At 67.5% G+C, this 22944-nt stretch carries 11 protein-coding genes; 3 read left to right on the top strand and 8 right to left on the bottom strand.

Annotated features, from left to right (window positions below; translation table 11 throughout):
• Nucleotides 1–29: 29 nt before the first annotated feature.
• From RPB_RS02440 to RPB_RS02420, 5 genes are all read right to left on the bottom strand, one after another.
• The gene (locus RPB_RS02440; protein ID WP_011439383.1) at nt 30–12053 is read right to left on the bottom strand and encodes a filamentous haemagglutinin family protein; all 12024 of its coding nucleotides are present in this window, start codon (nt 12051–12053) and stop codon (nt 30–32) included.
• Between the two features lie 196 nt (nt 12054–12249).
• Nucleotides 12250–13203, bottom strand: a complete 954-nt coding sequence (locus tag RPB_RS02435) for a FecR family protein (RefSeq protein WP_245258301.1) — start codon at nt 13201–13203, stop codon at nt 12250–12252.
• A 91-nt stretch (nt 13204–13294) separates the two neighbouring features.
• A complete protein-coding gene (locus RPB_RS02430) occupies nt 13295–13843 on the bottom strand; it encodes an RNA polymerase sigma factor (protein ID WP_011439381.1) in 549 nt (182 codons plus the stop codon).
• Nucleotides 13836–14474: an STN domain-containing protein gene (locus RPB_RS02425; protein ID WP_198135147.1), complete on the bottom strand. Its 639-nt coding sequence runs from the start codon at nt 14472–14474 to the stop codon at nt 13836–13838. Before RPB_RS02425 ends, RPB_RS02430 begins: the two co-directional genes overlap by 8 nt.
• Nucleotides 14475–15092: 618 nt before the next feature.
• Nucleotides 15093–15650, bottom strand: a complete 558-nt coding sequence (locus RPB_RS02420; RefSeq protein ID WP_011439379.1) for an HNH endonuclease — start codon at nt 15648–15650, stop codon at nt 15093–15095.
• 284 nt (nt 15651–15934) lie between these two features.
• Between RPB_RS02420 and cysK the strand changes: the two genes are divergently transcribed.
• Nucleotides 15935–16933: a cysteine synthase A gene (gene cysK, locus RPB_RS02415; protein ID WP_011439378.1), complete on the top strand. Its 999-nt coding sequence runs from the start codon at nt 15935–15937 to the stop codon at nt 16931–16933.
• 30 nt (nt 16934–16963) lie between these two features.
• Here the strand turns inward: cysK and bchO are convergent, their stop codons facing one another.
• The 3 genes from bchO to aceK form a co-directional block, all read right to left on the bottom strand.
• Entirely contained in the window at nt 16964–17911 is a 948-nt protein-coding gene (bchO, locus tag RPB_RS02410; protein ID WP_041797885.1) for an alpha/beta fold hydrolase BchO, read from the bottom strand.
• Between the two features lie 595 nt (nt 17912–18506).
• Complete coding sequence (locus RPB_RS02405; protein ID WP_011439375.1) at nt 18507–19253, bottom strand: sulfate transporter family protein; 747 nt, start codon at nt 19251–19253, stop codon at nt 18507–18509.
• A 123-nt stretch (nt 19254–19376) separates the two neighbouring features.
• Entirely contained in the window at nt 19377–21194 is a 1818-nt protein-coding gene (gene aceK, locus RPB_RS02400; RefSeq protein WP_011439374.1) for a bifunctional isocitrate dehydrogenase kinase/phosphatase, read from the bottom strand.
• 11 nt (nt 21195–21205) lie between these two features.
• On the opposite strand from aceK, the gene RPB_RS02395 reads away from it, so the two are divergent.
• Nucleotides 21206–22525 carry a DNA cytosine methyltransferase gene (locus RPB_RS02395; protein ID WP_245258300.1) on the top strand — a complete coding sequence of 440 codons (1320 nt, stop codon included), beginning with the start codon at nt 21206–21208 and terminating at the stop codon, nt 22523–22525.
• Entirely contained in the window at nt 22522–22941 is a 420-nt protein-coding gene (locus RPB_RS02390; RefSeq protein ID WP_011439372.1) for a very short patch repair endonuclease, read from the top strand. Before RPB_RS02395 ends, RPB_RS02390 begins: the two co-directional genes overlap by 4 nt.
• The last annotated feature ends 3 nt before the right edge of the window (nt 22942–22944 follow it).

The following is a 22944-nucleotide window of genomic DNA, read 5'->3' as shown; positions in this document are numbered from 1 at the left end:
GACGGTAGCGAAGCCGGCGTCCGTGCAAGTCAGCGACTGTTGCTCCGCGCCGGCCCGGCCAGATCGCCGAGCTGAATAATTTGAAAGGCGCTGTTGAAGTTGTAGCCTTGCTGCTCGGTGCGGCGGCGGTCGTCACGGTCGGGGCTTCGCGGCTTGGTGTCACCGCCGTCTCCTCCGCCGAAGCCTAGGAACTCGACCAGGATGATCGACGGCCGATCGTTGTCTTGCGCAGGACCCGCGGCGGTCGGGGTCGCGGCGCCGGCGACGTTGTTGGCGGCGGTGAGCGCCGCGGTCGGCGGCGCCTGCACGGTCGGCAGGCCGCTGCTCGCGCCCTGCACCTGGATGTTGGCGGCGTTGAGGATCTGGCGCGCCGCGAGGTTGGCGTTGCCCGCGACCCGGATGCCGGCCTCGCCGGCGTCGATGGTCCCGAGTGGCGCGATCAGGTCGACGTCGCCGGCCGGTGTGCCGGGCACCGGATTGAGCGTGGCGATGCCGGCGCCGGTCGCCGGCGCGGCGGGCGACAGAGTCACGTTGCCGTAGGAATCATAGATGCGTTTGGGCGGCGTATAGACCTGCGTGGTCTTGGAGCCGCGGCCGGCGTTGATGTCGCCTTCGGCCGACCAGCCGAGGATGCCGCCGCCGAACGTCGTCATGATGCGCGACAGGCCGATCAGGATCGAGCCTTTGGAATAGAGGCCGATGTCGCCGGCGCCTTGGGTGATCACCCCAGACGAGGCCGGCGGCACCGTGCCCTCGACGCCGAGCACCTGGCGGCCGCCGGGCGTGAGGATCGCGATGTCCCCGCCATAAAGCGTGCGGATACCCGAACCGCCGAACATGATCAGATCGCCCGCGTAGCTGCGATCCTCCGGGAACAGCGCGGCGATCGCTCGACGGCCGCGCAGATACGAGCCGTAGCGGCTCGACGACGGATCGTTGTACTCGCGGCCGCCGGCCTTCAGTTCGGCAAAGTACACGCTGCGCAGGAAGATGTTCTGCTGTTCGGCCGGCTTGGCGGCGAACACCGCGCGGGCGTCAGCGGCGTTCTGCGCCCGGTAGCCGTAATAATCGAACAGCCAGGCGATCAGCTCGGCATCGTAGCTCCGGGCGACCTTGCCGGACTGATCGGCGAGCGGGATGCCGGTGGCGGCGAGATTGGCGGCGTCGAGATATTTGGTCAGCGCCGCGTAGTCCGCCCCGTCGCTCCCGAGCCCCGCGGCGACGACGATCGAGGCGCCGGGGCGCGTGTCGCCGGATGCCAGCGGCCCGATCGAGGTGATGGCGCCGAGATTGCCCTGGTAAATTGTATCGACGGCACTGATGTCGAGCGCGCCGGGGCCGGCGATGTTCATGTTGAGATAGAAGATGCTGCCGCCGGCCCGGATCACCGAGACGTCGGTGGGCCGGGTGTTGAGGATCAGGCCCGCCGTGGCGCCGGCGCTGCCGGCCCCGAAATTGACGATGTCGCCGCCGGCGATCACCTGAGCGGACTTGCCGGTACCGTGGCTGATGACGTGATACGCGTTGTCGTAGTAGACGTCCGTGAGCGTTTCTCCGAGCGCGAGGTTGATGATGTCGCCGGTGAGCGCGACGATGCGGTTCGGCGTGGTGTCGTCCGTCGTCGACGCTGACACGCGGTCGTCCTGAAAGCTAAAGAAGCTGCCGGTCGCGGTCGAGGGGCGGAACGGATTGGGGATGTCGTTGACCCCAGACGCAGCGCTGGAAACGACGATCCGCGTCGAACTGCCAGCGGCGGTCACATTCACCAGACCTCCGACCCACAAGCCCGCGCCGTAGATCGATTGCCCCGCGAGCAAGTTCAGCCTTCCGTTCGGCGAAGGCGCCAGCTCGAACGTGAAGGCATAATTGCCGCCGAGATAAATGCTGCCGTCGGCGGCGACGGCATCGAACAACCCTGGAGCCATCACGACCGAGGTCGAGAGGGTCTTCATCGACCACGGATTGCCGATCCCCATATTCGTCACCGGCACGAGATTGCCGCCGGCGGAGAACAGCGAGATCGCGGTCGTTTGCGGCTGCCAGAGTGAGAAGGACGTGCTCGACGCTGTCCCACCGAGCTGCCCGGCGTCGGCATAGGAGCCGATCACGAGGTCTCCCGCCGTTCGCACGGTGATGGTCCCGTCGCCAGGGATGAGCGCGATGCCGCCGCGGGCACTGGCGAGGTTGGCCTCGTTGGCGTCGAGACCGCGCGGATCGCCGGTTTCCTTGAAGCCATAGATCTCGCCGATTGCGCCGATCGCACCCGCCGTGATCGTGGTGTCGCCGCGAAGGTTGGTGAAGATGCTGAGCGAGCCGTCGGCTGCCTGCTCGGAATTCGAATAATTATAGCCTGTATTGAGCGAGCCGCCGACCTTGACGACGAGATCGCCGCCGCCGGCCTGCACCAGCGTGCCGCCCGTGACGATGGCGCCATCCTTGGTGACGGACAGCACCTTGCCGCTGGCGGCGACTGCGACTTGCAGGGCGCCGTAGGTCTGGGCGGTGACACCACTTCCAGTGTAGGTCCGCGTCATGGCGCCCGCATCGCCACCCGCCGTCAGGGTAACGTCGCCGCCGCCGAGCGTGCCGAAGCCGGCGAAGCCCGTGATGTAGGAGGCGCTGCTACCGGAGATCGTGCGGTCAAAGGCTATGGACCACGCAGCGTTGGTGGTGCTGTCGCCACTGCGGATCAACCAAATCGCAGGCGACCAGGACTTCGCATTGCCGCAGGAGCTGTACGTGCAATTGTAGCTGTAGCCGGTGACGTCTCCTTGCGCCGTCACGGTCAAATCGCCGCCGTGATCGGGCATGTAGGTGCCTGCGGGAAGCCCGGTTGCGCCGGCGTCGGTCCCAGCCGTGTAGACGCCGTAGAGCGAGCGCATGGTGAGATCGCCGCCGGCGAGGAGCTCGAGATCGCCCGTGCCGGTGCGGATGACGCTCGGGATGGGAATACCTCTGAAATCGACCGCCCCGGCGTTGTTCAGCACGATGTTGCCGGACCCGGCCAGGCCGCTCGCGGCCCGCAGCACGAGCGTCGAGGCGGCCGACAGGTCGGAGCCCGCAACCAGGCGGATCGACCAGGATTGGCTTCCGGCTGCGAGCATCCGCGAGGTTTGGCCATACATCGGTGTCGTCGCGTAATTGATCGCGGTCCCACTCGGCAAGGTCGCGCCAAGCGGCAGCGTCTGGCTACCGAGAAAGAGCGATGTCGTCTGGGAAATGTAGGTCTTGATGACCGTATTCGCCGGAATCACCGCGCCAGCTTGAATCCTCAACGCTCCGCTGCCTGGCAGCGTGCTCCCGGCCGCAAACTGTGTCCCGCTCGGCAGCGTAGTCGTTACCATACTTCCGGTCGCGTATAGAAGGGTGCCGCTGGCGTTGTAGATGTTCGCGGTCGCTGTCCAGCCCGTTTGCGCCACATTCGCCGCGCTAGTGAACGCGAACGGGATGGCGATACCGCGCCGCAGAGAATTGCTCGTGTTGAGAACCGCATCGAAGTTCAGTGTCGTCGGCAAACTCGCGATCGGAATGCTTGCGGTACTGATTCCGGTGGCGGCCGTCAGGGTCTTCGTCGCGTTCAGGGTCTCTTGGGCTCCGGCGGCCTCGCCCAAATAGACCGACACCGGTGTGCCGAACCCGTCCGAGATGCTGCCGCCGATAGTGAGGTTACCGCCGGCGCGGATCACGAGCGCGCCGGGCTCGCCCGCGCCAAAGCTCGCGGATGTGGTGTAGCGGTCGGCATTCGGGCCGTAGCGATATTTGGCCAGATCGAGATCGCCCGAGGTGGCAAGATCGCCGCCGGAGGAAATCTCGACGCCCGGGCGCAGATGGAAGGCGCTGCCATGAGCGGTCAGCCCTGCGAGCTTTCCTTTCAGCCCCGCCGTGAGCTGGCCAGTGGCGAGATCGTTGTCGTAGGCGGCCTTGATGAAGCTCTGGCTGGCGATGTCGAAGGTGTCCAGCATCGCCTGGGTGACGACCGTGTTCGATGCGTAATTGCCGTATCGCCAGAAGGCATTCAGCGCAATGCTGCTTGCGCCACGGATGGCGAGCGAGCCTGCCGCGCTGATCCTGATATCGCCGCTCGTCTCGCTGGTGCGCCGCGCATTCAGCACCACCTGCCCATAAGCGCCGCTCGGCGTCGAAAGATCCATCACCGAGCCCGCGCCGAGGCTGAGCGTGCCGTCGCTTGACGTCAACTCGATGTGCCCGCGGTTCTTCGCTTCGATCGGCTGGCCGTAGCTGTCCACTTGCAGCTCCGTGCCGTGAACGTCGAGCACGGCGGACGAAGCAATCGTCAGATTGTCACTGGCAGCGAGCCGGATGGTTCCGGGCGTCGCCCCGCTGGCATCGATATGGCCGTTCACCGTGAGGCTGCCGTCGTCGACCGAGACGACGACATGATGCGCCTTCAGCTCGTCGCCGATGGTGAGGTTGCCGTCCTTCAGGTTGAACTCGCGCGAGCCGAAGAAGCCGCTCGCGTTGAGCGCACGGTTGAGACGGGCAAAGCTCGTCGTGTTCGACCAGCCGGGACCGCTGTCGAGGTGATACGTCTCGAGCTTGAACGAGCCTCCCTCGTAGCCGCCGGTGGCTGCGCCTTTGAACATGCCGTCGAGGGAGCTCAAGGTGCGGCCTTGGCCGTCGACGAACACGACGAAGCCACCCCCATAAGATTCGGGCGCAGCGATGGAGATCGAGCCGGCATCATTGTTCACGGCCGAAACGTCGAGCACGGCTCCCTGGAAGAAAATAACAGCGCCAGAGGTCGAGGCTTCGAGCCCGATGTCGCCGCCCCAGGAATATCTGGTAACGTCACCGAACGAGACCGCGCGGCCCGACAGATCGAGATGGGCGCGATTGCGCAATTCGACATTCATGCCGCCGCCGGTCGCGGTGAAACGGCCGGATGGCAATGCGACAGCGGTATCGAGCACCACGCCGTTATAGATGGAATGCAGGTTGATGGTCGCGCCGAGACTGCTCACCGTGCTGGTGTCGACGGGCGTGCTGCCTTCGGGGGCCGTCACGAAGATGCTGCTGCCGGAGTAGACCGAAAGCACCGAGCCAGACTCGCCCGTGAGCAGGGGCGTGATCAGGCTCAGCCTGTGGCCGACTTCGCCGGTGTAGGTCTTCGCATCGAAGGTGGAGGTGGGGCTTGCGCCCGTGCGCCAGAACGACAGCGTATTATGATCTTCGGAGGTGATGGAGTTGGACGCTGAGAGCGTGACATCCTGGAAGCCGAGGATCAGCCGGTCGAACGTCACGGTCGACCCACCCCCCAGCATGTCGGCGTGGCCGAGCGTGATGTCGCGTGCCTGGATCGTCAGCGAACCTCGGCCGGTGCCTGGGCCATTGGCGGTTACTGCCCCCGGCAGGGCGCTGCCATAGTTGGGCGTGCCATTGCCGTCGGTGGATACCGTCCGCTGGCCGACATTCCAATTAAGGGAACCGGCCTTCAAGACCGCACTATCGTTGCCGCCGCCCGCGCCGTAAATGGCGGCGGTGGTGAGGGTGAGGCTGTCCAGCGCCGACAGGTCCAGGTTCACCGAACCGTAGATATTGACCGAGTTGCCGGTGCCGAGCCCGAGCTTGCGGACTCCGGTGATGTTGCGGCTCGGGTCGCCGGCGACCAGCGATGCGAACAGCTCCTGCGTCAGGTCGAAGCCGACCGGCAGCGTTCCGGCGGCCCGCGCCGCAGCGAGATTGGCGGCGGTGCCGAGATTGATCGACGCCGCCACCAGCTCGAGGTTCTCCGCGCCGAGCAGCGGCGTGCCGTCGAACGAGACCCCCATCGCCGAGACGAAGCCGATGGCATTGCGGGTGAAGATCCCGGCCCCGGCGCCGATGCTGATGGTACCGGTCGCGTTTGCCGCGTTGTTGGTGTAGAGCGCGACGGCTCCGTTGGAGGCGACCAGCATCGGCACGCCGCCGCCGAGATAATAGCCGAGCGAGGAGTCGAGCAAGGCCACGTCGGCGAAGCCGCGGGTGTCGATCATCGCCCCGGGGTCCAGCCGGATGGTGCCGCCCTGTCGCACGTTCATGACGATCTGGCCGCCGGTCAGCACCACGCCGCTCTCCAGCGTGATCGCGTTCGCGCTGTTGTTTTGGGTGAACGGATCGCCGCCGATGATCGAGATGTTGGAGCTGATCATCGGCTTGCCGCCGATGAACAGGTGCGGCGCGTTCAAGGCATTGATGGCCGAGGCGGACAGGACCGTCTTGGTGGCCGAGCGCTCGGTCGTGCTGCCGTCGGCTGCGATGATCAGGTCCTGGCTCCCGCCCACCATCACCGAGACGGTGCCGCCATAGCCGCCCGCGGCAGGGGTCAAATCGGTGGTGCCGTCCCACACCAGCGCCGGCACGGCCGCCGCTGCCCCACTGGCGTTCAGGGCGCTGAACAAGAAAGTCAGGTTGCCGGCATCGGCCTCGAGGCGCGGCCGCACCATGTCGAACGTGTCCGCCTGCGCAATCTGGAAGGCGTCGTAGCTGGTCTCGTTGTACTGCGAATATGTCCGCACCGTCGCGGCCGGCGTGATGGTCACCGAGGTCGGCAGCACATCTCGAATCGCCGTGTGGGCGATGCCTTGATAGCCGGAGGTCAGCCAGGAGCCGTTGGTCAGCCCGATGGTGCCGGCGAACGCCGTGGTGCCGGTGCCGCCGAGCTCGACCCGGAACGCGCCGGGCAGCAGCGCGTAGTTGGCCGGCAACAGCGTGTAGGTACCGGCCGGTAGACCCGGAACACCGGCCGGAATCGTGATGGTCTGGCCCACGGCCGGCACGGCGCCGGTCCAGGCCGAGTAGTAGTTGCCGGCCACCGGCGTCGTGACGACGCCCGGCACGATGGCATAGACCGTGCCGCCCTTGGTCAGCGATGCGAGCAGCGTGTCGACCGAGCCGCCACGTCCCGAGATGAAGGCCGCGCCCGTAAGCGCGCCGCCGCCCGAGAGGTCGAGCGTCGCTCCGGCGTCGCCGACGATGGTGGTGGCCCGAATCGAGATGCCGGTGCTCCTCCTCGCGCCCAAGGTGATCACCGTGCCGTCGGCTTTCATGTACTGCCCGGTGATCAGGTGGACGGTCGCTCCATCGGTTCCGTTCACCGTCCAGCCGACACCGTCGGTGGTGCCGCCATAGGGCATCACGAGCCCGGCGCCGCTGACCGAGGTGATGCTGCCGGGCAGGAATTCCACCACGGCCGGCGCGGTATTGACGACGTTGGAGCCGACACGCGTGGCGGTCAGCGTGATGCCGCCGAACGGCGCGAACAGCGCGCCGCCGTGGCGGATGGTGCCGGCGGTCAGGCTCAGCTCCCCGAACGCCGAATACGGCGCCTCGACCGCCGCCCCGGCATCGGGTCGCACCAGCGTCAGCACGGCAGCCGGATCGGTAAACATCCAGGATTGCGACGAGCCAGGGGAATAGCTGCTCTTGGTATAGCCGGCCGCGACGGTCGCCATCGTGCCGCTTTCCGGATAAATTCGCACGGCCGACAGGGTGAGGTCGTGGGCCGCATAGAGACCCGGGTTGGGGACGGAGGCGCTGGTCACGAAGCGCAGGTCGCCGTGGCTGGTGAAGCTCGTGGTGGCAAAGGTGGTGGCGACGTTGCCGCCGAGCTCGATCAGGTCGCCATCGACCGCGAGCGTCCCGACCGCCGCATAGGCCGGCACCGTCGAGGGCACCGTGTTGTAATCGAAGATGAAGACGTCCTGCCCGCCGAACCGCACATAGGGGGCCGACACGACCGCGCGACCGCCGCCGAGATCGGCGTACTGCCCGGCTTCCAGGCTCAGGCTGCGCCCTGCCTCGAGCGACACGTCGCCGTCGAACAGGATGGCGCCGCGCCCCAGCAGCGACACATCATCGAAGCCGCCCGCCGCGATCTGCGACACCGCGATCGTGCCCTGGCCGAGTGCCAGGGTGGCGTCGCTCTGGCCCGGCTGAAGCCCCGCGGCCAGGGTGCCGGCAATGTCCTGCGTCACCGTCAGCACCCGTCCCACCTTCAGGTTGGTGGGCACGACGATGCTGGCCACGGCGGTCTGGATCGGCGCTTCCAGGCTGACGATCAGCGTGCCGCCGGCCGCGCCCGCCCCGCCCGCGAACGCCTGCATCGTGCCCTCGGCATGGATGCCGGACCAGCTGCGCAGCGCGATGGTGCCGCCGTCGCTCGCCACCGTCACCGGCGCGAAGGCACTGCGCAGAGAGCCGCCGGTCGCGATATCGAGCTCGCCGCTGGTGCCGGAGGCGTCGAGAACGGCGCCGGGCCGGATCACCACATAGGCGTGGGTCGAGGCCTCGTTGCCGGGTTCGTAGACCTCATTCGTGGAGCTGCCCATGACCTTGAAAGCGCCGCCGGTGCTGCCGAGCGTGATGGCGCCGCCGTCCGGGATCACGCCGTAGCGGCGGCCGGCGACGTCGGCCGCGATATAGGCCCGCGCCGCAACGTCGAGCACCGCGTGCTCGCCGATCCACACCGACATCGCCGCCGGGTCGACATAGTGCAGCTGAGTGTAATTATTGGTGATGGCGATGCTGCCGCCCGGCGCCGTGATGGTGCCGTCCACCGTCACCTGGCCGCTGGCGGCGAGGCGCACGCTCTGGCCCGGATCGACCGTGATCGAGGCGCCCGTGCCGATGCTGAGCGCGCCCTCGGTCGTGATGTAGCCACTGCTGTCGGCCCCGGCGCCGGACAGCAGCGCGACGCTCGCGCCGGCCCGCTGCGCGAGCGTGCCCTTGGCGGGGTTTTCGAGATAGAGCGGCGGCGTCCACAGGCTGGCCACCGCCGTGGCCGCGCCGCCGCTCGGCGCTGAGAAGGCGCGATTGGGGTCTGCCCTCAGCACCGGCATCGTCGCAGTGATCGCGACGCCATCCGCCACCATCAGACGAGTGAGGCCGTTGATCGAATAGGCCGAGAAGCCCGACCCGAACAGCTCCGGCGACAGGTTCAGCGACGCGCTTGTGCCGCCGATGCTGACGCTCCCCCCGGTCTGCAGCGTCAGCTTGCCGCCTTTGCCGAAGCCATACGAGATCAGGGTGCCGCGCAGCGTCAGATCGCCGTGGATCGTATTGCCCGAGGTGGTGCCGTTGACGTCGGTCAGGGACTCGCTGGCGATCAGCGAGATATTCCCGCCATTGCCGCCCTTGAGCTTGCCGCCCGCGAGCAGCGCGGCGCCGGCGGAGGCGTCGATGATGGAGCCGGTGCCTAGCGTGACGTCGCCGCTGGAGCGCAGCGTCACCGCGCCGCCGTCGGCGAAGGCCTGGCCGGAAGCGTCGCCCGCCGGGTCGAGCAGCGCGTTGGTCCACAGGCCCCGCGTGTCGATGACCGCATTTTCCTCCAGCGTGATGCTGGCGCGGCCGAGCGCAGGAGTCAGCGGCAGCGTACCCCTGCCGATGCTGTCGCCGTTCGGATAGACCCGGCTCAGCAGCGTGCTCAGCGTCACCGCGCCGCCGCGCGCGGTGAGTGTGGCGGCGACGTCGATGGTCGGCGCCACCAGTTCGAGGATGCCTCCGCGGGCCAGCGTCAGGTCGGAGCTGACGCGGATGCTGTTGCTGGAGGCGATCGACAGCCCGCCGAGGCCGGCTTCGTTGAGCGCGCCGGCATCGAACCACGCCGTATTGGCGCGGCCGCTGGGCAGCGCGGCCTCGGCGCCGAGGCCGGAGGTGATGTCGGCGACGTCGCCGATGATCACCTCGCTCGCCACCGCGCCGGTGCGGCCGATGGCGCCGTATTGGCCGAGCATCAGCGCCCCGGCCAGCGGCACCGTCGTCTGCGTCAGCTTGTAGCCGTCGCTGACTCCGGTGGGCCGCGCCGCGGTCTGGCGCAGGCCGGTGATTACTTCGGCGACGATGCTGCCTTCGAACACGCTCGTCGGCGCCGACAGGACGAGTTGCCCGGCGTCGCGGCCGACCGTGTAGCCGTCGTCCCAGCGCGACGTCGTTGCGCCGTGGCTCGGGCTGCCCCAGACGTCCTTGACGCCCCAGCGCGAATGATCGACCGTGAAGCTCCGGCCGAGCGCGATGATCGGCATGTCGGCCGGCACGCTGCCGATCGGATACAGCCGCCCGTCGGCGCCCATCACGTTGCTGGTGAGCACCTGCCCGGCCTGATAGCTGATCGTGCCGCCCGACAGGTTGAACACCGAGCCCGCCTGCGCCACCAGTTCGGCCGCGCTCAGCGTGATGATGCCGCCGACCGCGGTCCACTCGCCGACGCTGTGACCGGTGTTGGCCAGATAGCCCGAGACTTCGAGCAGGCCGCCTTTGGTGTAGTAACGATCGGACGCGTAGCCGCCGGTGCCGGCCGGCACCAGCACCAGATCGCGCGCGTCGATCCAGACGTCCTGATTGGTCAGCACGCCGGACTCGCGATTGACCGGGGCGTCGCGCATCTCGTTGGGCTGAACGTTGATCTTCAGGCTGTTGGCCGACATCGGCAGTACGCTCGAGGTACCGGAGACGTCGAGCACGGCATCCCCGGCCGCAAACACCCGCGCCCGCGCGCTGACGGCGATCTGGCCGCCTTGCGCCAGCGTCAGCGAGCCGCCGTCGAACGTCACCACGCCGCCGCTGACGATCTCGACCCGGCCGAGATCCTGACGGTCGGCGAGGCTGGACAGATTGCCGAACTGGCCGAAGGAGGCCGTGGCGCGGGCGGCATTCTGTGTCGCGGAATCGGCGATCAGCGCGTCGCGCTTGGAGTTGAGCGCGGTGTCGGCGCTGCCGAGCTCGGGCATGATCTGGGTCAGCGACGCCGCGCCGAGCGTGACGCTGCCGCTCGCATCCGAAGCCGCATTGAGCAGATGAATGCTGCCACGGATGTCGACCGAGGTGGTGGCGATGGCGACGCCGTTCTGCGCCACCGCATGGCCGGCCAGCGTGATGTCGCCCTGCTGGGCGAACACGAGACCGCTGTTGGTCACCGCACCACCGCCGGGCGTCCAGCTACTGCTGCTCGCATTCCAGAGCCCGGGCGCGATCTCGTTGCCGCGCGTGGTCGAGAAGCTGTTGGCGTCGGTGGCGTAGCCCTTGCGGACGACGAAGTCGCGGCCCGCGGCCAGCACGGTCTGGCCCTTGGGCGTGGTGATGGTGCCGGCATTGGAGACGCTGGTGCCGAGCAGCATGACGAAGCCGCCGCCTTGCGTCACGGCGCCGGGGGCGCTGGTGTTGATCAGCGCGCCCTGCTCCACCGTGATGGCGCCGGTCGCGCCGCTGAAGCTCGGCAAATACGATGAGCCCGACAAGCTCGAATAGATGCCGTTCGCCTTGAACTGCGCGTCGGTGACCTGAGCCGCCGAGGCGATCAGGCTGCCGACATTGACCTGGCTGGCGCCGCCGAAAATGATGCCGTTCTGGTTGATGATGTACACCGACCCATCGGCGCCGATGCTGCCCAGGATCTGGCTCGGCGACGCGGCGCCGACGACGCGGTTGAGCGCGACCCAGTTGCTGTTGCCCTGCTGATCGAACACGACACTGGTGCTCGCCCCGACATTGAAGCTCGCCCAGTTGAGGATCGCCTGCGCGCCGGTTTGCTGCACAGTGACGGTCGGCGCATCGGCCGGCCCGCTCTGTACCGGCGTCCTGGCATTGGTCCAGCTCAGCACCGGGCGCGCGGCCCCGGGCGCCGCAAGCCCGGAATCCGGCACCAGCCCACCCGCTGCCAGACCGTTCGGCACCACCACCGGCGCCGTCACCGACACGCCGGCCGCCTGCGCGGCCGCCCGTGCCGCGGCTTGCGCCGCCTGGATGCCCTGCAGCGCCTGCGCGGCCTGGGTCAGCGACTCCACCGACCGCTGCGCCGCCGCACTACCCTGCTGCGCCGCCGCCGTGGCCGCAGCCGCCGCCACCGCCGCCGCCGAATAATCCGGCGCCGCGCCGCCGAGCGAGCGCGCCATCGCCGGCGCCGCGGTGAGCAGCACCGTCAGGGCCAGCGCGCTGGTGCTGGTGAGCATCAGCCTGCGCGACAACGCCCGACGCTTCGCCGTGACGCGAAGCTGCCCGCCGTCTTCGGCGGTGACGCGGGAGTGCCGGCGGCCGACGTCGTGGTGAAGCGCGGGGCTCATGCGAATTCCTTGTCACGCGAAAGCGCCCCGGCCAGACCAGGGCGGGAAACCGGCCGATGCCAGTCCCCTTCGTCAGCAAGGACGCTATTCGGCCGCGGCGCACCGAAGTGACAAATTGGGCCTGACGAGAAAAAATCGACTTGCCGGCACCGGCGCCCGCAGGACTGCGTGAAACGCCCGCTAGTCCCGGCGTCATTCAGCCCAGCAGCACGATGCCGCCCGGCAGCCGCGTCAGCTTGGCGCCGAAGATCTGTTCGAACATCGCCATAACGCCATCGACATTGTCGACGCGGAAGCGGCCGTTGACAACGCGCCGGCCGAGTTCGGCATTGACCACCATCACCCGGCCCGGTCGGTATCGATTGATCTCAGCGACGACATCCATCAGCGGCCGCTGGTGGAAGATCAGCAGGCCTTCGCGCCAGGCCGTCACCTCCCCGATATCCGCCGGCGTCGCCGATCCTAGCCCATCGGCGCCGTAGCGGAGCTGCTGCCCCAGCCTCAGCACCGACGAGGCGGTGCCGAGGCGCACCTCCACCTCGCCCTGAAGGCAGGTGACGCAGGTCGCGTCCTGCTCGTGCAGGACGTTGAACTGCGCGTGGCGGGCTCTCGCCTCTCCGGCACCGGCCACGATGATCAGCTCGCGGCCCGGCTGCGCCCCGACCGTGACGGTGGCCTCTCCCCTGAGGAGTTCGATCCGCTCGATCGTATCCGCCGGCTTCTGCAGCTTGATGCTGGTGGCCGTGTTGAGCGACAGCCGGATATCGCCCGGGATGCTGACGTCTTTGGTTTCGCCGGTGGCGGTATGGTAGTCGGCCATCACATCGCCGAGCGAGGGCCACAGATCGAGCGGCGGACGAACGACGAGATAGGCCGCGGCTGCGGTCGCAGCGGCGCCGGCGACGAACGCGCGGCGGCTCGGTGCGGGCGCCGCCGCTTGCACGCCCCCCAAAGCTGCACCCGAGCGTCGCAGCACGTTGTCTCCAGCGCAGCCCAGCCGGTCCCAGAGCAGGCTCGCCTGCCACAGCGCCTCGGCGTGATCCGGGCTCTGGCGGCCCCACTGCTTGGTGGCCTCGACATCCGCGGGTGTGGCGCGTCCGGAGCCGAGCCGGCGCACGCGCTCCAGCGCTTCGCGGCGCAGCGCGCCCAATTGCTCCGGGGGGTCGTCGAATTGCATCATTGATCCAGAGAGCTGCAGACCGACGCCGCCAAGTCAAGGTGCGGCTCGAAATCCGTCCATGTCATGAAGACGCTTCTTTCGACCGCGGACCGAACCGCCGCGTGAGCTTTTTGCCGAACCGCCGGGCGCAATATTCCAGCGCCGCCTTCAATTCCATCTCGACGAAGCGCTGCGATAGACCGAGATGCTCGGCGATGCGCTTCAGCGGCACGCCCTCGACGCGGGATGCCAGCAGGATGGCGCGGCGCCGCGGCGGCAGCTCTTGCAGTACCTGTTCGAGAAACTCGACCTGCCGCCGCGCCTCGGCCTCGCGCTCGGGACCCGGCGCCGGATCGACCAGTTCGAGCATGTCCACCACATCGAGCTGCTTGTTGCGGCGTTGCTCGGTGCGCTCGCGGCTGATCGCGAGGTTCAAGGCGGTGCGCAGCAGATAGCCGAACGGACGCTGAACCTCGACCGGATCGTTGCCGCTGCGCAGATGCAACCAGGTTTCGTGCAGGGTCTCGCGCGCGGCTTCTTTCGAACCGAGACGGACAGCGAGCCGCCGGCACAATTCGTCATAGCGCTCCGCCAGCACCTCGCGGAGCACGGTCCAGCTCGCCTCAGTCATGGCGCGCCCGAGCCTGCGCCGGCGCGCCACCCCGCTCCGGCGCGCAATCGCCGGTCTCGGCCGGCGGGCGAGAGCCGATGGCGATGATAATCGGCTGCGGCAAATCCGGCGGCGGATGCTGGATCGACAGGTCGCCGAGCAACCGCACGATCGCCTGGTCGCGCGCCGGATCGGTCGAGCCGAACAGATGCGGCTTCAGGATCTGTCCGCTCGGGCCGATCCAGAATTCGAGCGTGGTGGCATAGCTGCCGGGCCGCGTCTCCGGTAAACGGCAAAAGGCGCTCGCAAGGCTGGCCTGCATGGCGCCGAGATAAGGCATCAAACCGGCAAGCGTCTGCTTGGGGGGGCCTGCGGCGTCCGAAGGAATCACCGTGAACGCATCAGAGCCGCGCACCGGCATGAGACCGGAACCCGCCAGCAGTCCGCGGAGCGCCTCTTGCGGAGACATCGTGCCAAAGACTGCATTCGAGCGGCGGCCTTGCGCCAAAGCCCCATCATAGACGAGCTGAAGTCCGGTGACCGCGCTGAACGCGTCGAGCGCCGAACTCAGCGGCTGTGCCGCAATGTCGAAAGCAATGATCGAGGGAGTGCTCGGTGCGGAAGCAGCCTTCACCAGCTCCAGGCTTGCCACCCATGTACCCGCTATGGTGGCTACGGTGGCCGAAGCCGCGAAACCAAGTCGGCTTCGAGGCTTGGATCCCAAAGCCGCCAAACGGGCCATGAGCGATCTGGTGGCCCCGCCCCTCCTGTCATCAGGCACGTGCTGGCGGGACACAGCAGACCCACATCTCGAAATCGGACGATTTGGACGATACTGTAGAGCTTATCGCCACAATATAAGAATGCTTTATGACAGCCGCGCGTCGGACAATCCCGATGGCGATGTCGGCGATGACCGACCGCAACACCGCTTCGAGGGTAGTCGGAGTGCGTCGCAGCCTTTTCGATCTCGTCGATCAGCACGAGCGGAGCGGGCGGGGCCTAGGATGATCTGATCCTCGTCACATATCATGAGTGCTTATTGCCAGCTTATTTCCCCAGATGCTTCTGACTCGTTCTTGGAGCGCAAATGACACGTTCTTAATGTGTCCACACAAGCGATTGACGTGATCTATGCTGGGTGATCGAGGACTGTGACAGACATTCGATTGCGACACGATCCGAAACGACACAGCTTTATGTGTCCCTTGGCGGTCTTCTGAGTCCCGTCACATGAGTCCCGTCACATCTCCTGTAGCCGATCAGTTCGCTACGGATCGAGCTCGGTGTCCCAGTACAAGTAATCGAGCCAGCTCTCGTGCAGATAGTTCGGCGGGAACAGCCGGCCGTTGCGGTGCAACTGGTGCACGGTCGGGGCGAAGGCGGTCTGGCGCGGGAACATCCGGGCCTGCGCCGGCGTCATGTTGCCCTTGCGCAGATTGCACGGCGAGCACGCCGCGACCACGTTCTCCCACGTCGTCTGCCCGCCCTTGGAGCGCGGGATGATGTGGTCGAAGGTGAGGTCCTCAGGTGCGCCGCAATATTGGCAGGAGAAGCGGTCGCGCAGGAACACGTTGAACCGGGTGAAGGCCGGATGCGTCGACGGCTTCACGAAGGATTTCAGCGAGACGACGCTGGGCAGCTGGATCTCGAGGTTCGGGCTGTGGATCGCGCGATCGTAATGCGCGACGATGTTGACGCGATCGAGGAACACCGCCTTGATCGCGTCCTGCCACGACCATAGCGATAGCGGATAGTAGCTGAGCGGCCGGAAATCCGCGTTCAAAACCAGCACCGGCCAACCGCCATGCGAGACATGCGCGTTCAAGAAACGCTCCTGACCCCCGACCGATCGACGCTGCGAAGCAGCATGCGGAAGGGATACTACAGCCAGCGTGACGCCGTTGTGAAGGGCAAGCCGAAAGGGAAAGGCATCTGCCGCGGGAATTCCATCCAAGGCCGGCCGAATTTGGAGAATGGGCGTTCCGGAACGCCGGCGGCGGGAGGTGATTGTTCCATATTTACCAGCCGCGTTGACGGCGGCGGGCGCCGCATATCAGATGAGTAGCAAATCCCGACGATTTCGACCCGAATTCCAGCCCGGAGGCGACCATGTCCAGCGCAGCAACCGCATCGCTCAAATCCACCGCCGCAGCGCCCGCCCATCAGCCCGGCCGCGGCCGGGTGTATGATTCGGTCGCCGATGCCTATGGCGACACCCCGTTGGTGCGGCTGAACCGGCTGCCGGGACTGAACGGCGTCAACGCGACGATTCTCGCCAAGCTGGAATATTTCAACCCGGCCTCCAGCGTGAAGGACCGCATCGGCGCCGCGATGATCGCCGCGATGGAGCGCGACGGCATCATCAAGCCCGGCACCATCCTGATCGAGCCGACCTCCGGCAACACCGGCATCGCGCTGGCCTATGTGGCCGCCGCCAAGGGCTATCGGCTCAAGCTGGTGATGCCGGAATCGATGTCGATCGAGCGCCGCAAGATGCTGGCCTTCCTCGGCGCCGAGCTGGTGCTGACCGAAGCCGCCAAGGGCATGAAGGGCGCCATCGCCAAGGCCGAGGAGCTGATCGCCTCGACGCCGAACGCGGTGATGCCGCAGCAGTTCAAGAACCTCGCCAACCCCGAGGTTCACCGCCGCACCACCGCCGAGGAGATCTGGAACGACACCAACGGCGCGATCGACATTTTCGTCGCCGGCGTCGGCACCGGCGGCACCATCACCGGCGTCGGCCAGGTGCTGAAGCCGCGCAAGCCGTCGGTCAGGATCGTGGCGGTCGAGCCGGAGGAAAGCCCGGTGCTGTCCGGCGGCGCACCCGGCCCGCACAAGATCCAGGGCATCGGCGCCGGCTTCGTGCCGGACATTCTCGACCGCTCGGTGATCGACGAAATCATCAAGGTGGCGGGACCGGTTGCGATCGAGACTTCGCGGGCGCTGGCGCGGCACGAAGGCATTCCGGGCGGCATCTCGTCGGGTGCCGCGATTGCGGCTGCGATCGAACTCGGCAAGCGCCCGGAAAACGCCGGCAAGACCATCGTGGCGATCGTGCCGTCGTTCTCGGAGCGCTATCTGTCGACCGCGTTGTTCGAGGGCGTGTAACCGCCGCCCACAACCGGCGTCGTCACGCCGTCACTCTGCCGCCGCGAGCGATCGCGGCAGCAGGCCGGCGTCGCGGGCGAATTCGACCATGATGTCGCGGACGTCGTGCGGCCGCTCCTCATGCGCCAGATGGCCGAGGCCCGGCATCACCGCGATGCCGGCGCCCGGCACCATACGTTGCACCCGGGCGGAATTGCTGGCCGCGATGGTCTTGTCGTTGCTGCCGGCGATCAGCAGCAGCCGGGTCGCCAGCTGCGGCAATTGCTGCGCGGTTCGTTCGAGCCGCCAGCTCGCCATCATCCGCAGCGCCGCAGCGACATGGCCGGGGCTGCGGACCAGCCGGCGATAATAGTCGATCCCTTCAGGCTCGATCGACGAGCCGGTGTCGGCCAGCATCCGCTCGACCATGCCCGGATTGCCGGCGAACCGCGCCAGCAGCCGCGGCACCAGCGCGCTCGACGCCAGCAGCCGCGCCAGCGGCAGCATGACCCGCCCCGCCGCGCCGCCGATCGGCAGCAGCGCGCCGTTGAGGGCGACGAGGCCGGCCGGCGCGATGCTGCCGTCGAGGCACATCCGCGCCAGCAGTGCGGCGCCGGCGGAATGGCCGGCGACCACAGCCGGCGCGTGATCGAGCCCGCGCAGCAGCGTCGCGAGATCCTGCGCCATCGCGTCGAGCGTCATGCGCGCCGCCGCCGGCGTTTCGGTGAAGCCGTGGCCGGGCAGATCGGGCGCGACGACGGTGAAGGGCTCCGCCAGCAGCGGCGCCAGCCTGCGCCAGGAATGCGTCGCCGCGCTTGTGCCGTGGATCAGCAACAGCACCGGACCGCGACCGCTCTCCTGCACGTGCCAGCGCAGCCCCGCGGCGTGCACGAACCGACTGGCGTCGCGATTGGGCCAGTCGCGCCCCTCGATGTCCCAGCGCGGCTTGGCGAGCGGCGAGCGAGGCGGAGGGGCGTTGTCGTTGAGCGCGCGCATCATCGCATTGTTCTCGTTGTTGCGCCGATGGCACCATCGCCGGCGCACCCTGTCAAATGCGCGACGGGCGCCGGGTTCCGAACGGGCGATTGATAATCTGCGAGATGGTACTCTGCTATCGTATCACCGACGCAGCACGCGGAGCACAACGTCGCGCTATGTCGGGGCTGGTGATGAGCACTGCACGCGGTTGACACTCCGTGTCAGCGCCGCACGACAGTCCGCGCGCGGAGTGTCGCGACGCTGATCGATCGTGTTGACCAAATCTGTCAGCACGCCGCGACAAACGTGAAATCGGCATGAATGCTGAAAATTTCGGTTCGCAGTCCTGCAAATCATTCCAATATTCATCTCAGCACACCCCTGAACTAACAGGTGGTGGGCATCGACAGCGGTCGCGGCGAATCACCGGCGACCTGGTCCCGAACGGGAGGGATGCGATGAAGATGTCTCATCTGGCGAATTTCCTGCTGATGATCGTCGGCGGCGCGGCGCAGGAAGTCGCCGTCGCGGTCAAGCGCCGCTGGCGCCGCGACGACCGCGCGCCGTAATCGCGGCGGCCGTCCTCACGGCCTCCCGGATCGGGTCGCGCTGCGCGTCAGCGTGCGCCGATCTCCCGCCGCTCGGGCGCGATCAGCTCCGGCCGCGAGCCGGACATCCGCTTGTGCAGATGCACCATGAAGGCCATGCCGAACAACGGCGTCGCCAGATTGACGATCGGGATCGACACGAAGGCGGCGATCACCAGGCCGCCGATGAACACCGTGGTGGCATTGTCGCGGCGCATCGCCTTGGCCTCGGCGGCCGGGCGGAAGCGCATCGCCGCCAGCTCGAAATATTCCCGCCCGAGCAGCCAGCCGGTGGCGACGAAGAACACGATGACGCCGGCGCCGGCGAAGAACAAAAACGGCAGCGCGATCAGATAGACCAGGATGGTCAAGAGCGCGGTCTTGATGGTTTCGATCAGCGCCACGCCGACCGGCAGCGCGACGCCCGGCTCCTCGTGCGGATAATATTCGCGCTCGACATGTTCGGCGGCCTCGTCGACGAAGATGCCGGCGACCAGCGAGGTCACCGCCGGCATCAGGAACACCGCGCCGACCACGATGCCGAGCCCGGCGGCGATCGACAGCACCCAGGACAGGATGTTGAGCGGGGTCTGGAAACCGCCCAGCGCAGCCTCGGCCCAAAGCTCGCTCGACGTCGCCGCCCAGCTCAGCAGCCGCTGCAGCCCGATCGCCGCCACCGCGATCAGCGCCAGCGCGAAGCCGATCGAGCGCCACAGGATCGAGCGCATCGGCGGCGACAGAATCTGGGTCAGCGCCTTGATGGCGGCGTCGAGCATGGGCGGTGTCCTCGTCCGGGAATGGGCTTCGCACAGGTAGAGGCGGCGGGAGGGTTCGGCAAGGGCGGAGCCCGGTCGCCGCGGCGGGCGCGGCAGTGCTTCAGCGTGAGGGCAGACGCGCAGCTAACGCCGCAGCCGCCGGGCCGCCGGATAGTTCATCACGCGGGGAACCTTGCCGGCGCGCAGCGCGCGCTGCATGCCCTGCCAATACTCCGGCTGCATCAGCTCGGGATGGGCGTCGCGGAAGGCGCGGCGCAGCGCCGGGTCGTCGATCCGCAACCCGCCGAGCATGTCGGCCGGGCGGAACACCACGCCGTCCTCGAACTCCGGCCCCGGCGGCGCGTCGTCGCCGCGGACCCGGACGTCGGTCAGGGGCTCGACCGCGTCGTAGTCGAACAGATACACTTTGCGGATGCGGCTGACGCCGTAGTTGCGGCCGTCGAGGTCCTTGTTGAAGATATCGGCGGCGGCGTTGTTCTTGATGCAGTCGCCGAGATTGATCACCGCGGCGCGGGCATCGGCGGCGGACGCGGTGGTGAGATAGAGCGGCAGCGGCGTCAGCTTGATCTGCACGATCAGATGCCGGAACACCAGCGCGCCGCGTTCCAGCGTCACGGTGTCGATGCCGGATTCCAGCAGCTCGTCGAGCAGATCGGGCGCGAACATCGTGCGCTCGAGCTTGACGTTGGAGTAGATGATGTTGTCGAGCATCGAGCCGGCGCGATCGATCTCGTGCACCAGATTGTATTTGCGCAGCACCGCGTCGAGGCCGTCGAAATAGTCGAACTTGTAGTCGTCGGTGGGATGGTCGCGGATGATCTTCAGCACATAGGCCGAGGACGGCATCGTGAACGCGATCGCCACCGTGCCCTTGAAACCCGGCGCGGTGTCGAGCTTCTCCTTGCTCCTGCGGTGCTCGGCGAGAATCTCGGTCATCACCGCGACCTTGCCGAGGTGGTGGAAGCCGATGCAGGAATATTGCGTGCCGAGCGGCCGCTTCGGCATCAGTTCGTGCAACAGCCGCGCCAGCTCGTGATAATGCGGATTGGTGGCGTGGTAATTGGCCAGCGTCGAGGAGAACGCGTATTGCAGCTCGTCGGCGTCGCACAGCACCGCATCGACGACGAGGCCGTCGTCCTCGTTGAGCAGCGCGATCAACAGCGGCAGGTTGCGCATCGGCATGTCGCCGCGGTCGCGCAGCCGGACGCGCCCGACCAGGCAGGCGCCGCGATTGCGGAAGAAGCCGGACTCGGCGATCTCGATCTTCGCGGTCTCGCCGGCGCGCGGGCCGAGCGGCTCCAGCGCAGCCTCGATCGCGGCCGCGGCGAGCGCGGCGTCGCCGTCGCGATCGCGCCACGGCCCGCGGAGGCCGGCGCCGTCGAGGATGTCGCGGATCACCGCCGGCCTGATCGGCAGCGTCGTGGCGATGGTCTTGAGGATCGCAGCGCTGGTCGCCTTCGGCCGCGCCGCCGGCCCGGTATCGTAGGACACCGGCCGCCATTCGTCGCTGACCAGCTTGCGGCGCAGCGACTGCCAGAACGCGAAGGCGAAATCGGCCTCGTAGCGCTCGGCGATCGCCGCCAGCAGCTCGGCCTCGGCGCGCGCCCAGAGCTGTTCGTCATTGGCGAGCTCGGGCAGCCCGGCCTTCAGCAGCGGCACCAGCTGATCGATGCAGGCGGTGTACAGCCCGAGCCGGATTTTCGACAGCCGCACCGTGGCGGCCCAGTCGCGCGCCTCGAACGCCGCCTGCGCCAGCGCCGGAATCCGCCGCGACACCGCGTAATAATTGTCGAACGCCGCCAACACCACGCGCGCCAGCGTGTGGGCCTGGTCGTCCGGATCGTCGGTCCGCACCAGCGCGTCGAGCAGATCGAAATCCGGCTCGGCGATCCGGGTGGCGGCGTCGATGTCGGAGGCAAAGGGATGACGGGTGGCAGTCATGGGGCGCAATCATGCGACGGATCCGGGCGCGGCGGCGTGATCTGACGCAAAACGGCGCCTTGCGGCCCGACCGATGGAGCGCGTACGAGCTCGCATCGGGCCTTCAGTTCGGCCTTGCCAAATACGAACAATTAGGGAACATTGCCGGCGGGGGCATCATGAAAATTGCAGGACTTTTCGCTGGCATCGGAGGGCTCGAGCTTGGTCTTCATCGGGCCGGGCACGAGACGGTAATCCTGTCCGAAATCTGGCAGCCCGCCGGGGCGGTGTTGGAACACCGCTTCAAGGGCGCCCCGAATGTCGGCGATGTCGCGACGTTGACGTCGCTGCCCTCCGAGGTCGAGCTGATGACGGCCGGCTTTCCCTGCCAGGACCTCAGCCAAGCCGGCAAGACCGCCGGGATCAAGGGCGGGAAGTCGGGGCTGGTGACGCATGTTTTCCGGCTGATCGATCGCAGCCGGCCGAAATGGGTGCTGCTGGAGAACGTCTCGTTCATGCTGCGCCTCGACGGCGGCAGCGCCATGACCCGGCTGGTCTCCGAATTCGAAAGGCGCGGCTATCGCTGGGCCTACCGCGTTGTGAATTCACTGAGCTTCTTGCCGCATCGGCGCGCGCGGGTGTTCTTTCTGGCGAGCATCGAGGGTGATCCGGCCGATGTCCTGCTGGTCGACGACGCGGAGCCCGCCGGGCTGCAGACAAGCCTGCAAAGCCACGCCCACGGCTTCTACTGGACCGAAGGAACGCGCGGTCTGGGATGGGGCCCCGACTGCGTGCCGACGCTCAAGAACGGCTCCACGGTCGGCATTCCTTCGCCGCCGGCGATCCTGATGCCGAACGGGGAAATCGTGACACCCGATATCCGCGACGCCGAGCGGCTTCAGGGACTTCCCGCCGACTGGACGAAGCCGGCCGAGAGGGTGGCCCGCGCGTCGTTCCGATGGTCGCTGGTCGGCAATGCCGTCAGCAAGCCGGTCGCGGCGTGGATCGGACAGCGGTTGAACGCGCCCGGAGCATACGACAGATCGCGCGACGGCGGCAGCGTCGTCCGCGGCGATTGGCCCAAGGCGGCGCGCTCCGACGGCAAAGCCTGCCGTGAAGTCGCGATCTCCGAATTTCCCAAATGGGCGAAGCGGCCGAGCCTTCAGGACTTCCTGCGCTACGAGCCGAGACTGCTGTCGGCTCGCGCCACGGCAGGGTTTTTGTCGCGGATCGAGAAGAGCAGCTTGCGCTTCGTACCGGGCTTCAAGGACAGGGTGCGATCTCATCTCGATCATGTTCGAGCCATCGACGCGTTCGTCCAGGAAGGCCGCACGCTGCTCGCGGCCGAATGAGTTCGACCGCCTGCGAGACGCCGGTCGACCCCGCGCGGTCGGCCTTGATGCGCCGGGTTCGGCAGAAGCGCACGAGGGCGGAGGACGACGTCGCCGACGTGCTGCGTGAACTGGGCTTGCGCTTCCGACGCAACGTGAGAACGCTGCCGGGCTCCCCCGATTTCGCCAACAAGACCCACCATTGGGCGATATTCGTCAACGGCTGCTTCTGGCATCGTCACCAGGGATGCCACCGAACCACCACGCCGACGCGCAATCGGGAGTTCTGGCTGGCGAAGTTCGCGGCCAACGTGAAGCGAGACAAGATCAAGACGCGCCTTCTGCGTGCGATGGGGTTCAGGGTGGTGACGATCTGGGAATGCGAGACGCGCACGCCGACCAAGGTGCGACGTCGGCTGAAAGGGCTGATGAGGTAGCGG

Source organism: Rhodopseudomonas palustris HaA2, assembly GCF_000013365.1.
GTDB lineage: Bacteria > Pseudomonadota > Alphaproteobacteria > Rhizobiales > Xanthobacteraceae > Rhodopseudomonas > Rhodopseudomonas palustris_J.
This window is presented reverse-complemented; position numbering and strand designations above follow the sequence as displayed.

What these genes read in the sequence shown, in the direction of transcription:
- RPB_RS02405 (WP_011439375.1), bottom strand. Translation starts at nt 19,253, where the DNA reads ATGCTCGACGCCGCCATCAAGGCGCTGACCCAGATTCTGTCGCCGCCG.
- RPB_RS02440 (WP_011439383.1), bottom strand. Translation starts at nt 12,053, where the DNA reads ATGAGCCCCGCGCTTCACCACGACGTCGGCCGCCGGCACTCCCGCGTC.
- bchO (WP_041797885.1), bottom strand. Translation starts at nt 17,911, where the DNA reads ATGATGCGCGCGCTCAACGACAACGCCCCTCCGCCTCGCTCGCCGCTC.
- cysK (WP_011439378.1), top strand. Translation starts at nt 15,935, where the DNA reads ATGTCCAGCGCAGCAACCGCATCGCTCAAATCCACCGCCGCAGCGCCC.
- aceK (WP_011439374.1), bottom strand. Translation starts at nt 21,194, where the DNA reads ATGACTGCCACCCGTCATCCCTTTGCCTCCGACATCGACGCCGCCACC.
- RPB_RS02430 (WP_011439381.1), bottom strand. Translation starts at nt 13,843, where the DNA reads ATGACTGAGGCGAGCTGGACCGTGCTCCGCGAGGTGCTGGCGGAGCGC.
- RPB_RS02390 (WP_011439372.1), top strand. Translation starts at nt 22,522, where the DNA reads ATGAGTTCGACCGCCTGCGAGACGCCGGTCGACCCCGCGCGGTCGGCC.
- RPB_RS02395 (WP_245258300.1), top strand. Translation starts at nt 21,206, where the DNA reads ATGCGACGGATCCGGGCGCGGCGGCGTGATCTGACGCAAAACGGCGCC.